This is a genomic window from Streptomyces sp. NBC_01707 (assembly GCF_041438805.1).
GTDB lineage: Bacteria > Actinomycetota > Actinomycetes > Streptomycetales > Streptomycetaceae > Streptomyces.
The window spans coordinates 5,468,019-5,480,849 of the sequence record NZ_CP109190.1; the positions used below are offsets into that span (position 1 = coordinate 5,468,019).

Annotated in this window: 13 protein-coding genes; 5 read left to right on the forward strand and 8 right to left on the reverse strand. The window is 67.6% G+C overall.

Annotated elements, in window-relative coordinates; all coding sequences use genetic code 11:
- Positions 1–112: 112 nt before the first annotated feature.
- From OG963_RS24600 to OG963_RS24610, 3 genes are read right to left on the reverse strand one after another with little or no spacing between them, the layout of a single operon-like run.
- Positions 113–364: a DUF397 domain-containing protein gene (locus tag OG963_RS24600; RefSeq protein ID WP_093931300.1), complete on the reverse strand. Its 252-nt coding sequence runs from the start codon at positions 362–364 to the stop codon at positions 113–115.
- Positions 357–545, reverse strand: a complete 189-nt coding sequence (locus OG963_RS24605; protein WP_093778049.1) for a DUF397 domain-containing protein — start codon at positions 543–545, stop codon at positions 357–359. Before OG963_RS24605 ends, OG963_RS24600 begins: the two co-directional genes overlap by 8 nt.
- A gap of 11 nt (positions 546–556) precedes the next feature.
- A complete protein-coding gene (locus OG963_RS24610; RefSeq protein ID WP_371799458.1) occupies positions 557–1,408 on the reverse strand; it encodes a helix-turn-helix domain-containing protein in 852 nt (283 codons plus the stop codon).
- 212 nt (positions 1,409–1,620) lie between these two features.
- Between OG963_RS24610 and OG963_RS24615 the strand changes: the two genes are divergently transcribed.
- Positions 1,621–2,094, forward strand: coding sequence for an ATP-binding protein (locus tag OG963_RS24615; protein WP_371799459.1), 474 nt, complete (start codon positions 1,621–1,623; stop codon positions 2,092–2,094).
- Between the two features lie 43 nt (positions 2,095–2,137).
- Here the strand turns inward: OG963_RS24615 and OG963_RS24620 are convergent, their stop codons facing one another.
- A complete protein-coding gene (locus tag OG963_RS24620; RefSeq protein WP_093778043.1) occupies positions 2,138–3,637 on the reverse strand; it encodes an MFS transporter in 1,500 nt (499 codons plus the stop codon).
- A gap of 123 nt (positions 3,638–3,760) precedes the next feature.
- Between OG963_RS24620 and OG963_RS24625 the strand changes: the two genes are divergently transcribed.
- Entirely contained in the window at positions 3,761–4,510 is a 750-nt protein-coding gene (locus tag OG963_RS24625) for a TetR/AcrR family transcriptional regulator (RefSeq protein ID WP_093778041.1), read from the forward strand.
- 111 nt (positions 4,511–4,621) lie between these two features.
- Here OG963_RS24625 and OG963_RS24630 read toward each other — a convergent pair whose 3' ends face one another.
- The 4 genes from OG963_RS24630 to OG963_RS24645 all read right to left on the reverse strand — a co-directional run bounded on the left by OG963_RS24630 (position 4,622) and on the right by OG963_RS24645 (position 9,622).
- Positions 4,622–5,215 (reverse strand): DUF4328 domain-containing protein, encoded by a 594-nt coding sequence (locus tag OG963_RS24630; protein ID WP_371799460.1) that lies wholly within the window; start codon positions 5,213–5,215, stop codon positions 4,622–4,624.
- Between the two features lie 273 nt (positions 5,216–5,488).
- Positions 5,489–6,553, reverse strand: coding sequence for a type III polyketide synthase (locus tag OG963_RS24635; RefSeq protein WP_093778037.1), 1,065 nt, complete (start codon positions 6,551–6,553; stop codon positions 5,489–5,491).
- Between the two features lie 613 nt (positions 6,554–7,166).
- Complete coding sequence (locus tag OG963_RS24640) at positions 7,167–8,372, reverse strand: cytochrome P450 (RefSeq protein WP_093778035.1); 1,206 nt, start codon at positions 8,370–8,372, stop codon at positions 7,167–7,169.
- 254 nt (positions 8,373–8,626) lie between these two features.
- A complete protein-coding gene (locus OG963_RS24645; RefSeq protein ID WP_256224069.1) occupies positions 8,627–9,622 on the reverse strand; it encodes a DUF1259 domain-containing protein in 996 nt (331 codons plus the stop codon).
- A 467-nt stretch (positions 9,623–10,089) separates the two neighbouring features.
- Between OG963_RS24645 and OG963_RS24650 the strand changes: the two genes are divergently transcribed.
- The 3 genes from OG963_RS24650 (at position 10,090) to OG963_RS24660 (ending at position 12,709) form a co-directional block, all read left to right on the forward strand.
- Positions 10,090–10,374, forward strand: a complete 285-nt coding sequence (locus OG963_RS24650; protein WP_319740029.1) for a hypothetical protein — start codon at positions 10,090–10,092, stop codon at positions 10,372–10,374.
- Positions 10,371–12,170, forward strand: coding sequence for an alpha/beta hydrolase (locus OG963_RS24655; RefSeq protein ID WP_371799461.1), 1,800 nt, complete (start codon positions 10,371–10,373; stop codon positions 12,168–12,170). The genes OG963_RS24650 and OG963_RS24655 overlap by 4 nt, the downstream gene beginning before the upstream one ends.
- A gap of 83 nt (positions 12,171–12,253) precedes the next feature.
- Positions 12,254–12,709 carry a hypothetical protein gene (locus OG963_RS24660; protein ID WP_176902355.1) on the forward strand — a complete coding sequence of 152 codons (456 nt, stop codon included), beginning with the start codon at positions 12,254–12,256 and terminating at the stop codon, positions 12,707–12,709.
- Positions 12,710–12,831 lie beyond the last annotated feature (122 nt).

A 12,831-nucleotide genomic window follows, 5' to 3' on the forward strand; every position in this document is an offset into this window, starting at 1 on the left:
CCGTCGATACGTCTTGCTGCCGTGGCTCGGTGATCCGGACCCGGGCTCGCTGCCACCCGACCCGCCCGTCCGCACGCCGACTCGTGCGGACCGGCAGGGCGGCGCCGAGCAATCAGGACGGGGCGGCCGGGCCCTCGTCGTCGAGTTCGGCGAAGTGGTCGAACTCGCCGGCCACGACGCCCTTGGCGAAGGCCTCCCACTTCGTCCGGGTCGTCGTGACGATGTTGGTCGGGTCGCCGGTCTCTCGAAGGTGGACGAGCTCGCCGGGGCCGAAGGCGAGCTCGATCCAGGGGCCGGGGCCCTCTTCGCTCTCGGGAGCGGCCCGGACCCAGGCGAGTTCGGTGGGGGTCGCCCGGTCAGTCATGGTGGGCGGAGTCCTTGACGGTCCGGATGAGGGCGGCCCAGGCGGTGGGGGTGGTGTGGAGTACCGCGCCGGTGGGGTCGCTGCTCTCCATGATGTTGATCGTGTCGTCGTGGGCGGCGACGTGTATGCAGGCCTCACCTTGCGCGCAGTAGGACGACCTCTGCCAGGTGGATGTGGCCATCTCTGTTCCTTTCACAGGTCCTGGGCGATGTTGTGGACAAGTTCCCGCGAATGCTCGGGGCTCAGCGCAGCCGCGTCGAGCCGATCGAGCAGGAGGCGGTACTGCGACAGCTGGGCCTCGGAGTCGATGAACACCGGGCCATGGGACTGGTCGAGCTGGGCGGTGTCGAGTGCGGGCACCGGTCCGCGTACGTAGTACAGCGACTGACCCGAGCCCGGGTAGTACGTGGCTTCGAACGGGATCACGCGCATGGTCACGTGGTTCTGTTCGCTCACTTTCAGCAAGTGCTGAAGCTGGGCGCGGGCCACACCTTGGCCGCCGAACCGCATGCGGAGCGCAGCCTCATGAATGACTGCGTGATACGGGGCGGCGTCCTGCTTGTACAACACCGCCTGGCGTTTGATGCGGTACGAGACGCGGTGCTCGATCTCGGGCGGTGACATCTCGGGCACGGCCTGACGGTAGATCTCCCGAGCGTGATCGACCGTCTGCAGCAGCCCAGGGATGTGGATGCTGTGTGCCGCGTGGAGACTGGTGCCGTGGTGCTCGATCTCGGCGAGGTCGAGGAGTTTGGGCGGCAGGATGTCCCGGTACTCATCCCACCAGCCACGTCTGCGGTCCCCAGTCATGGCGACCAGCGCTTCGATCAGGGTTGGATCCGTGCACGAGTAGGTGCGGGCCATGACGCGTACGCGGTCGGCGCTCACGCCGAATCGCGCCACCTCGATGTTGCTCAACTGCCCGGAGCTGGTACCGAGGAGATCTGCTGCCTGCGTGGTGGTCATCCCGGCCCGCTCGCGCAGTTTGCGCAGCTCGGTGCCGAGCCGGGTGCGGCGCGCGGTAGAGGCGGCCCTTCCTGCCATCTCGAACTCTCCTCAGGAAACGACCGAGTTGGTCTGTCACTCACACGAGTGGATCTATTCAAGGATTCCTGGCATCTGGTGCAAAGAATCCTTGTTGACCCTAATCTCTGATCCAGGCCACCCGCCCGGAAGTACCCCGCTCGACGGAGCGGCCTCGTCACCGGGTAACCAGAAACGCGCGATCCAACTTCCCTCCGCGATCGGAGACTTCCATGGTTCTGGCCACCGTAACGCCGCCCTGGTCGTACACCCTCCAACTCCCACAGGATCCCCGTGCCCCCGGCGTAGCCCGCACCACCCTCCGTACAGTCCTGCGCGCACACGGCATGAGTGAGCTCACCGAAACTGCCGAACTCCTGGTGAGCGAGCTGGTCACCAACGCGTACCTGCACTCCGAGGGGCCGTACTCCCTACGTCTGCGCGATGCCGGGCGGCATCGGATCAGGCTGAGCGTCTGGGACACCAACCCGCACATCCCGGCGCCGTTCGAATGGAGCGCGCAGGCCCCGGCGGAGCTCGCTGAACGTGGGCGTGGGCTCTACCTCGTGACCCTTTGGGCGGACAGCTGGGGCGCGTACCCGATGCGCGGCGGTCTGCCGGGTCAGGGCGGGAAGCTGCTCTGGGTGGAGTGCGCGGCGAAGGCGGAGGAGGAGAGGGGGCACAGCTGGCGGGGCCTCATCCGATGAAGCGGACGAGGCCCCGCTGGTGGGTGCCGGTCGTTCGGCGACGTCAGGCGACGAGTTCGGTCTCCTCCGCGGGCGCCGCGGCAGGCTCGGGCTTGTTGTCGCGCATGACCAGGGTCGCCAGGAGGGCGGCGGTGAGGACGCCGATCGCGCTGATGGTGAAGGTGGTCGACATCGAGGCGGTGAACGCCTCCCGGGCGGCGTGGACCAGGCCGTTGTCGCCGTGGGCCACAGCCAGTGCTCCGGCGATCGACTGCTTGGCCTGCTCGGGTGCGTCGGCCGGCATCTCACTGCGGAAGCCGCTCGTCAGCAGCGAGCCGAGGATCGCGATGCCGAGCGCGGTGCCGGCCTGCTGGATGGTGTCGTTGAGGGCCGAACCGACGCCGGCCTTCTCCTGCGGGATGGTGCCCATCAGTGCGCCGACCGCTGCCGGCATCGCCAGGCCGGCGCCGAGGCCGAGGAGTCCGAGCGCGACCGCCGGGACGGTGAATCCGGAGTCTGCCGAGACCGTGGTCAGCAGCGCGAAGGAGGAGGCCATGACGAGCATCCCGGCCAGTACCAGGAAGCGATTGCCGATCTTTGCGGCGAGTCCGGCGCCGGCGGTGTTGCCGATCAGTGCGGCGACGGCCAGCGGCACGAACGCGAGGCCCGCCTTGACCGGCGAGTAGCCGAGGACGAACTGCAGGTACTGGGTGAGCACCAGCAGCAGGCCGCCGTTGCCGATCTGTACGAGGGTCAGCGAGAGCGAACCGCCGCTGAAGTTGCGGTGCTTGAACAGGACCAGCGGGACCATCGGGGCGGCGGTGACGTTCTCCCAGATCACGAACCCACCGAGGGCGATCACCGCGACGGCCAGGGTGATCGCCGAGCGGCCGCCGAAGGCGCCGTGCTGCGGGAGCTCGATGATCCACCAGATGAGGGCGGTCATGCCGGCCGCGGACAGTACCGCGCCGAGCGGGTCGGGCTTCTGCCACGGTCCCTTCGACTCCGGCATGAGGATGAGGGCGGCCAGGACGGCCAGTGCGACGACGGGGACGTTGATGAAGAAGATCGAGTGCCAGGAGAAGTGGTCGATCAGCACGCCGCCGAGCACCGGGCTGCCGACCAGGCCGAGCATCGACACCGAGCCCCACGCCGCCATCGCCTTGGGGCGTTCCTCCTCGTCGAAGACGGTGATGAGGATCGACAGCGTCGAGGGCATGATCAGTGCCCCGCCGACGCCCATCGCGACCCGCGCCGCGATGACCTCGCCGGGGTTCGCGCAGAAGGTCGCGGCCAGCGACGCCGCCCCGAAGAGCAACAAGCCGATGATCATGATCTTCCGGCGGCCGAATCGGTCACCGAGGCTGCCGGAGGTGAGCAGGAGCCCGGCGAAGACCAGGATGTAGGAGTCGAGGATCCACTGGATGTCCTGGGCGCCGGCGCCGATGTCCTCGGTCATGGACGGCACCGCGACGGTCAGCGCCATGCTGTCGATCACCAGGACCAGCGTGCTCAGGCACAGCACGACGAGGATCCACCAGCGGCGGGGATTGCGGGTTTCCATGGGATTTCCTTTCGGCTGCGCACACTGTTCCATCGATGCGAACACTGTACGCAGCTGGGTACAGTGTTCGCAACACTCCCTCATGTACGCTGAATGCGAACGGTGTACGCACTAGGAGGCGCCATGACGGCCAGGACGAATCCGATCCCCTCCGTGTGGGCCCGGCAGCAGCCCGCGCCCGACCAGCCCGCACTGAGCCGGGCCGTGATCGTCCGCGAGGCGATCGCCATGCTGGACGCCGACGGCATCGAGGCGCTGAGCATGCGCAAGCTCGGCGCCCGTCTGAACGCCGGCGCGACCTCCCTCTACCGGCACGTCGCGACCAAGGACGAACTGATGGAGCTCGCGGTGGACGAGGTCGCCGCCGAGATCGTCGTGCCCTCGCCGGACTTCATCGGGGGAGACCCCGAGGCCGACAGCCCCGACTGGCGCGCCGCCGTCACGGAGGCCGCCCGGTCCTTCCGGGCTACGGCCCTGCGCCACCCGTGGCTGTCCTCGGTCCTGGGGCAGGCGGGCCTGGCCTACCTGGGTCCGAACCTCATGTCGTTCTCCGAGCGGCTGGCCGCCCTGTTCACGGCTGCCGGCTTTCCCGAGCCGAGCCGTGCGATCGACACCGTCCTGTCCTACGTCATCGGCATGAGCACCACGGAAGCGGCCTGGCTCACCACGGTCGCCCGCTCCGGCGAGACCGAGGCCGCTTTCATCGCCCGCCTCATGCCCGCCGCCCAGCAGGCCGCGGCCGGCCACGACCACCTCGCCGACTCCTACGCCGCTCCCATGGCCCTCGACCCCGGCGAGATCCGCGAAACCAAGTTCGCCTACGGCCTGGAAGTCGTCCTCGACGGCTTGGCGTTGCGGCTTCCGCGAGACTGACCGTGAACCCGTGAGGTCGGCTGACGCCGGTGCCGCCGGGCGTCGGATGCGGCCCGCCGGCCGGCCGGCCCACCACTCGCTGCCGACCGACACCCAACCGCTGCAGGACGGTCAGGCAGCCGGTACTCGGGCCGGCGCGTACGCGGCGACGGCCCTCGTCTGCGCGGCGGTCATCCGCTGGATGACCAGGATGACGAACACCGCGGCGATCAGATACAGAGCCTGGCTCACCACCGAGAGGACGACGGAGTCGGCGTAGCTCGTGGAGGTGGCCGTCACGGCTGCCACCATGTGCGCGATCCACGCTGCCCACCAGGCGTTGATGAGCGTGACGGTGGTGTCCGTGGCCGGGTCGTGGCCGACGGCCCGGTGGATGTCGAGAGCTATGCGACGGGGCCGCCACCACATCAGTACCGGCGTGAACCAGGCGCCCACCGCCCAGCCCGGTGTGTGGGCGAACGGGCCGACCCACAGTGCCTGGGCGTTGTACCGGCATCGGCGGAACCAGAGCAGGAAGGTGACGAGCGTGGCGAGCCCCACGAGGGCGGATGCCGACACGTAGCGGGAGTAGAAGAGCCCGTCGTCGGTCGCGTCGAAGAGCTTCGGCCGCGAGGGGTCGAGCAGGGCGTACAGCCCTACGAGGATCTGAGCAGCCCGCGCGAGCGACTGAGGGCTGCGGGGGACGGCGTCGGACGGTCTTGTCATGGCCGGTGAATGTAGACCATCGGGATCGGCCGGATTCCGGTACAGGTGCGGATGGTCGGGGCCGCGGTTCGGGCAGCGTGCCGATATCCGGATCAGTTGGGGCGCCGGGCCGGCTCCGCGGAGCTCCCTCGGCAGCAGGCCATGGGCCGGTCCGCGCGTACTGCCCCCGGTCCTCAAGCTGCGCGGGGCGCCTGAGGACCGGGGGTCGGGGTGGTGTGTCCGCGGGGCTTCCCGGTCGGGTTGCCGCACGCGCACACCATGCTGTGGTGCGGCTCAGCCCTCCGCCTCGGGCTCCGAGGTCCACGTGCCCAGGGAGATCTCGGCGGTGATGCCCGGTCCGAAGCCGGCCATGATGCCGCGCTGGCCGTGGAGGGTCGATGCCTCGTCGAACATGCGGGCCAGGGCGTCGAGTACCACCGCACTCGCTATGTTGCCGTACTCGGTGAGCGTCGCCCGGCTGAAGCGGAACGCCTCGGGCGGCACGTCGAGGAAGAGGCTCAGGTCGTCCAGGATGCGTGGACCGCCCGCGTGGATGATGTAGAAGTCCAGCTTGCTGGCGTTCCACTGGTGCTGCTCGGCGACGGCTTTGAGAGCCGGGGCGAGTGGTTCCATGGTCCCGGGCACGCGCTTGTCGAGCTGGAAGTGGAAGCCTGTGGACCGGACGGCGTAGGAGATCCATTCCTCGGTGTCGGGAATGATGTAAGAGCCGTTGCGTTCGAGGCGGATCCCGGTGCCCCCTTGGCCCCGTACCACTGCCGCGGCGATTCCGTCGCCGAACAGGCCGTTGGACAGCAGGGATCCGACACCCAGATCGGTGGGCTGGTAGCACAGGGAGCAGAACTCGCAGGCGACGATGAGGACGTTGGCGTCGGGGTAGGCCGTGCAGAAGTCGTGGGCCCGGTTGACGGCCGCACCACCTGCGGCACAGCCGAGTTGGGCGATCGGCATCTGTCGTGTCTCCGGCCGGAAGCCCATCTTGCCGATGAGCCAAGCAGTCGGCGGAGGCATCATGAAGCCCGTGCAGGAGACGTAGATGATCAAGTCGATCTGTGACGGCTCGAGTTCCGCCTGGTCGAGTGCCTGGCGGACGACGGCCGGCACTCGGTCCTTGGTCTGTGCCTCGTAGACGATGCTGCGGGCGTCGAACCCCGGGTGCTCCAGCACTTTTTCGATCGGCTGGATCAGGTGCCGTTTCTGCACACCGGTGTGCTCGATCAGACGGAGGACGAGACTGAGCTGCGGATGGTCGCCGTGCAACCGTTGTGCCAGTTCGAGTGTTTCGTCCTTGGTGATGACGTACTCGGGAACTGCGATTGCCGGCTTGCAGAGTACCGCCATGGATCTCCTCCTAGCGGACGGTGGTCCACACGGCCGAGCCCTGAAGATCCGGGACATCCGCCGGCAGACGGCCGCCACTGCGGCGCGGTACGCGCGATTGCGCGAAGCGGGTCGTGGGTGGTTGCGGTGCCGCGATTCAATGCCCCTGGTGGGCGCGGACGGGCCGACCGACGAAAGACCAAGTTCTCACCGTATGGACAGAGGGTTTTCCGCCACACCTTGGCTGGCCCTCGCATCACGCTACGGCAGGCCGTTCAGCGTCGCATTTCGGGCAGAACGCGCTGTCGGGACAGCCCGAACGTTCCGGGGTCTGCTGCCCTCCCGGGGGTGACACCGGGCCGGTCACGGCCGCTTCCGGGGTCGATGACAGCCCTTTCCCCGGTCCTGGCGAGCGGGCCCCGGAGCCGGGTGCTCTACGGCCCGCTCGCGACCCGCCCCGCCACCGGCGACGCGTCCCGTGAGGGGCGGGACGCACCGCGCCGGGCGGGACGGGCACCACACCGGCGGGGTGCCCCGCCGGTGTCCGCGTTCCGTTGCGGCGCCGCTTCACCTGATCGGCGCCGCCCTCGTTGCCGGACGTGAGGCGTCGGTGCCTTGCTGGAATACGGACCCGTCACCAGGTGACGGGAAGTGCGAGCGGATAGCGCCAGATCGACGTCTTGTTCCAACGCACTTCTTCGGCCGGCTTCGCCAGCCTGAGGTCCGGGAAGCGTTCCAGAAGGGTTCCGAGTGCGACTTGGAGTTCCGTGGCGGCGAGTGGGGCGCCGAGACAGTGATGGCCGCCCCAGCCGAAGGTCATGTGGGACGGGCCGTTGCGTTCCAGATCCAGCTCGTCGGGCCGGTCGAACTTCCGGCCGTCGCGGTTGGCCGTCAGATAGGAGACGTGCACGATGTCTCCCGCCCGGATCTTCACCCCGCTCAGCTCGGCGTCCTCCAGGGCGACGCGGGGGATGCCGACACCCTTGCGGAAGGGGATGAAGCGCAACAGCTCCTCGATGGCCTGCGGGAGCATCTCGGGACGCTCGCGCAGCATGGCGAGCTCCTTGGGCCGGGTGAGCAGGGTGTAGGCGATGTTCCCGATCTGGTACGTGGTGGTGTCCTGGCCGGTGATGAGCAGGACCATGGCCATGACGGTCAGTTCCTGGTCATTGAGGAGCTCGTCCCCGTCACGGGCCATGGCCAGCGCACTGATCAGATCGTCGCCCGGGTTCTCGCGCCGGTCCGCCGTCAACGTCTTGAAGTAGGCGCGGAGGTCGGCCTTGGCCCGTACCGCGTCGTCCCGGTTCTCGATGGTCGTGTCCATCATGGTCCGCGCGTGAGCACGCAACTGTGAGCGGTCGTCCTCGGGAATGTCGAGGACCTCGCAGATGGTGGTCAGGGGCAGCGGGGCGGCCAGGTGCTCGAAGAGGTCGGCGGGCGAGCCGTGCTCCTCCATCCGGTCCAGCAGCTCATCCACGACATGCTGGGTGCGGACCTGCATGCGTTCCATGTGGCGCGGCGCGAAGCCCTTGGAGATCAGACTGCGCAGGCGACTGCTGGCCGGAGGGTCCATCACGTTGATCGCCTCGTCCTGAACGATGGGTTCAGGAGTCATGCGGGGGAAGTCCTTGCCGATGATGGCGCTGCGGCTGAAGCGCCGGTCGGTGGTCACCGTGCGCACGTCGTCGTAGCCGGTGACGAGCCATGCCTCTCCGTCGCCGTGGGGCAGCCGGATGCGGGCAACGGGTTCCTCGGACTGCAGCTGCCTGAGGACAGGGTCGAACTCGAGGGCCTCGGCGTAGTCGAACGGGCAGTTCCGCGGGGTGGCGACTGGTTCCATACGGAGCTCCAGATATGGGTTCTGAGGGGTGATGCAGCACCTACCGGGATGAAGTAGGGCATAGGTATGTCGTGGGTACCCCGCCGACCACCGGGGCACGCACCGATGTGGGGCAATTGGCCCACATGAAGCGGTCGTGCCCCGCCCCCCCGGTGATGTCCTGCGGAGCCGGTGGGGGGCGGGGCAGCCGGCAGCGAGGAACTCTCACCGGCAGCGTGGGGATGCCGTGGGGGCGGCGATCCGCAGTCTGCTCGTCACACGCCGCTGGTCGGTACCACGTTGGTGGCATCCACTGCGGGTCGCAGCGCTGCGGCGAGTTCGACTGCGTCGCCCACCGCCCAGAAGTGCGTGAAGAACAGGCGAGGGCTCTCCGTCAGGTGGTGGTTGTGCAGCTCGACGAGCTGGATCCCACCCCGGCGCAAGGCTCCCAGTACGTCCTGGACCTCCTCGGCGAGCATGACGCAGTCGCCGCTGAGCGCCGCCCTGCCGTTTCCCAGCGGCTGGAAGATGAACGCGCTGGTCGCGCCCAGGCCGGAGGGCAGTACCAGATGGCCGTCGCAGATCGTCTCGCGGCGGGCGAAGACGGCCTTGTAGACCACACCGTCGCTGGAACCCTTGGCGCCCAACGCAGCTTCGATTCCGGCGATGTCCAGGTCGACGGGGCTCGGCGGGCCGGACGGTGTCGCCGGCGGGATGCCGGTGCGGTCGAATCCCGCGCGCAGGCCGCGCGCCAGGGCCAGTTCGTCATCGCCGTGTCCGTGGACGTGGACCCACCAGATGTCGGGGCTATGGGCGGGCAGATGCTTGTGGAGAGCGGTCTGGGTGATTCCGTTCGCCTGCCAGGCGTCGATCACCTGCTGCACTTCCGTCTCGGTGACCGCCACATCGCCCATGCACATCGTGCTGCCGTCTGCGTAGCGGACGAAGGCCACGTGCGCACCCAGCGCGAGCGCCGGGGTGATGACGATGTCGTCCTCGACGACGACGTGAAGATCGTCGCGGGGGAAGGGGGTGTGGTACGTCGTCCCGCGCAGCAGGTTGCCGCTGCGGCCCAGCACTCTCGCCACGGGCTCCCAGTCCGACTCGGTGGTGGTCACCGGCTTGACCCGCATATGTGGCCAGGCCCCGGACGCCCCGTCGGGCATCGTGCGAGCGGCGGCCGTCCCCGCCCCGGCCAGCACCGGTGCCAGTGCGGCAGCGGCCAGCAGGCTTCGCCGAGACGTGGCCGCCTGTTTGTCTCCAGTCATCATCTGATCTCCTCCATGGCGAGATGAAACCATGAGAAATGTGTGTTATTGGCATTGCCTTGCCATATATGGGCCATACGTGTCTTATCGGCTTTTCATCGAACGGCGCCTTGAACGGTGCGTTGCGTGGTGCATCGAACTTGATCGCCTGTCGAGGGGGTCGTCCGGCTCGGGAGAGGTCCGCGTTCGGATCGTTGACCAAGGGTTCGACGGCCCACCGTTCGGGTGAATCCCCGCCAGGGCCGAGGCGGGCGTGGGGCCTTGGGATTCAGGGCCGTACCCCGTCCCGGGTGCTGCTGCGACCGGCGTGTCGGGGGCACCGGATTTGGCACAGTGCCGCTCCACGATCAAGGAGCGGGGTGAGCGGCGTGGCCGTGGTGGGCGGGCAGAGGCAGAGGCTGCGTGATCTGGGTGGGGCAGGGGGACGGGATGGTGGCGGGGATGAGCTGAGGCACAGCGATGGACCCTGGATGCGGGCAGCCGGGGGAGCGGACGCTCTGCACACGCTGCTGGGTCCGGTGAGGTCCGAGCTGGAGACCGCACACGAGGGCGTCGTGGCGGGGGCCGCCGGGCTGGAGGCGCTGACCGAACTGGGCGCCGTACGGGAGTCGTGGCAGCGGCGGATCGAAGCCGCGCGCCGGGAGTGCCGGAGCCTCGCCGGGAATCTGCGGGAGGTCGCTCGCGCGCAGGGCGAGACGAACGAGGCCGTGAGGCAGTCCTTCGCACCGGTGGCGGAGCGCGGCGGTGCGCAGTGACTTCGACGCTCACCTGGTCGCAGTTGCGCGACCTGAAGTGCGCCGAGCTCGAGGGCGCCGCCGACGGGTGGGGCCGGGCGAGCAACCGGGCCGACGCGGGCCGGGACGGCATCGACAAGCAGTTGATGAACGGCCTGCGCGGCACGCAGCAGGGCGAAGCCGCCGACGCGGCGGTGGCGCGGCTGCGACAGCTGAGCCGGAACTTTCAGTACGTGTACACGGAGTGCGGCCTGCTCCGTACCGCGCTGAACAGCCTCGCGCACGAGATGCTTGCCCAACAGCGAGCACTGCAGGAGGCGTTGGGTGATGCGGATGCCCTGAAGTTCACGGTGCACGCGGACGGGTCGGTGACGTATCCCGAAGCCGGCGAAGACCTGATCGACGGGAAGCCGCTGCCGGGTGGGACAGCGACCGGACGCGGTCTACCGGGACTGCTGCCGTCCTCGGGGCTCGTCGCACCCAACCCGCATGCAGCGAAAGCGCAGGAGATCGCGGACCGGGTGGAGAAGGCCGTACGGACGGCCACGGAGATCGACTGGCGGTACACGCGGATCCTGCGGAAGTTGAAGGCCGAGGAGGGGCTGAAGGTCCCCGACACCACCTGGACGGATACGGCGACGGACGCGGGAGCCGTACGGGGAGCGGCGCGCGGATACCTGAAAGACGCCATCCCGCACGATGCGAGCGCGGTCGAACGGAAGGCGTGGTGGGCAGGTCTGACGCAGGAACAGCGGGAGGAGTACCTCGCGGTGTACCCGGACCAGATCGGCAACCTGGACGGGATCCCGGCGGGGGTACGGGATGCGGCCAACCGGGACAACCTTCAGCTGCTGATCGGGAAGCTGGAGGGGCGGGGCGACGAGAGGGCGGAGACGCAGTTGGCAGGGCTGCGGGAGATCGACCGGCAACTGCACTTGCCGCGCAAACCTGGTGAGCCCGCCATGCATCTGCTTGGGATTAGCGACGAGGGAAACGGACGGGCAATCGTATCGTTTGGCAATCCTGATACGGCAAGAAATGTATCGGCATATGTTCCGGGACTGAACACTTCGCTGGATAAGGACTTTGCGGAGGGTGACCTCAAGCGTGCTCGGGACACGGCGATCGGAACTCGCTATCTCGATCATTCCAGTGCGGCGATCGTCTGGCTTGGTTATGACGCACCACAGACGCCGGACGGAATTAGGGGCTTGGCGGTGATGGGCGACGAAAGGGCGGAGAGGGGCGGTAGTGCATTCAATGGATTTATGCGTGGCTTGGTGGCTACGAATGAGAATGAGAACCCGCACCTGACGGCTATTGGGCACTCGTATGGATCGCGCACCGTCGGAGCTGCCACGCAGCAGGGTGGCGGAATTCCCGGAGTGGATGACATCGTCCTCGTCGGCAGTCCCGGTGTCGGTGTGGACCACGCTGAGGATCTCGGGGTCGGGAAAGATCACGTCTTCGTCGGTGCGGCCGAGAACGACGTGGTGACCAAGCTTCCTTCCAAGCAGCAGAGTGTTTTCGGCGCGGTGGGCTTGATTGCTGGGGGGCCAGCCGGTGCCTATTTCGCTGGAGATCTAGCCGACCCGGGAGATGACGATCTCTGGTTCGGCAAGGACCCGGCTAGTAGGGAATTTGGAGCGAGACGATTTTCTGTGGGTGAAGGGCCGGATTTGATGAGCGGAAGAGGATTCTCGATCGATGCGCACTCCCAGTACTTTGACCCGGATAGAGACGCGGTATCGGCAAACAATATTGCTCTGGTCGCTGCAGGACGCTCGCAAAAACTCAAGACGGAGGAGTATCGATGAGGCTCCTGTTGCGGATTGCAGCGACGGCGCCTCTGCTGTGTATGGCAATCTCCGGTTGTGCGAATGGGAGGGAGCGGACGGATATGAATATGCAGGAGGCGGCGGTCCGGGCCGATGGAATCCTAGACGCCGTATTGAAGGAGATTGAACCGGAGGTGCAGTGGACACACGGTCCGACCACCACCGGCACGTGTGACGTAACTCGAAGGCGCGCAGTAATGACGATCGTGTCGGCGGAGCGTCGAGGAAGTTTCCTGGGCGTAGTGGATCGATTCTGGCGCAAGAGCGGCTATAGGATCAAGGCGGTCAACAACGATGAGGACGTACCGGCGATCTTTGCTCAGACGAAGGACGGCTTCGGGGTCACTCTGATCGTCGGAGGCGAAGGCCAGGCGTTCTTCGAGGTCGACAGCCCATGCGTGAAGAAGTCGGAGGTTGCCGATTCCACCACCCGGCCGAATGGGCCCAGCTATCCGGGTTTGGAGAATCTTCCCCGCCCCAACGTCCACTCCGACTTCTGGTCGGCCCGCGCGTCCTGACGTTGCGGAATTTGAGACTCATTTTGGGTCCTGGGGCCCATGCCCCTTCCGGTGCCTGTGTGGTCGCATACGAGCGGTGGCGGACCGGCCGCTGATCACTGCGCCCACTCACAAGGTAGGGG

Bases quoted from the DNA above. Each gene is read 5' to 3' on its own strand.
- OG963_RS24620 (WP_093778043.1), bottom strand. From the start codon at position 3,637: ATGGAAACCCGCAATCCCCGCCGCTGGTGGATCCTCGTCGTGCTGTGC.
- OG963_RS24650 (WP_319740029.1), top strand. From the start codon at position 10,090: ATGCGGGCAGCCGGGGGAGCGGACGCTCTGCACACGCTGCTGGGTCCG.
- OG963_RS24625 (WP_093778041.1), top strand. From the start codon at position 3,761: ATGACGGCCAGGACGAATCCGATCCCCTCCGTGTGGGCCCGGCAGCAG.
- OG963_RS24660 (WP_176902355.1), top strand. From the start codon at position 12,254: ATGAATATGCAGGAGGCGGCGGTCCGGGCCGATGGAATCCTAGACGCC.
- OG963_RS24635 (WP_093778037.1), bottom strand. From the start codon at position 6,553: ATGGCGGTACTCTGCAAGCCGGCAATCGCAGTTCCCGAGTACGTCATC.
- OG963_RS24615 (WP_371799459.1), top strand. From the start codon at position 1,621: ATGGTTCTGGCCACCGTAACGCCGCCCTGGTCGTACACCCTCCAACTC.
- OG963_RS24610 (WP_371799458.1), bottom strand. From the start codon at position 1,408: ATGGCAGGAAGGGCCGCCTCTACCGCGCGCCGCACCCGGCTCGGCACC.
- OG963_RS24630 (WP_371799460.1), bottom strand. From the start codon at position 5,215: ATGACAAGACCGTCCGACGCCGTCCCCCGCAGCCCTCAGTCGCTCGCG.
- OG963_RS24600 (WP_093931300.1), bottom strand. From the start codon at position 364: ATGACTGACCGGGCGACCCCCACCGAACTCGCCTGGGTCCGGGCCGCT.
- OG963_RS24605 (WP_093778049.1), bottom strand. From the start codon at position 545: ATGGCCACATCCACCTGGCAGAGGTCGTCCTACTGCGCGCAAGGTGAG.
- OG963_RS24640 (WP_093778035.1), bottom strand. From the start codon at position 8,372: ATGGAACCAGTCGCCACCCCGCGGAACTGCCCGTTCGACTACGCCGAG.
- OG963_RS24645 (WP_256224069.1), bottom strand. From the start codon at position 9,622: ATGATGACTGGAGACAAACAGGCGGCCACGTCTCGGCGAAGCCTGCTG.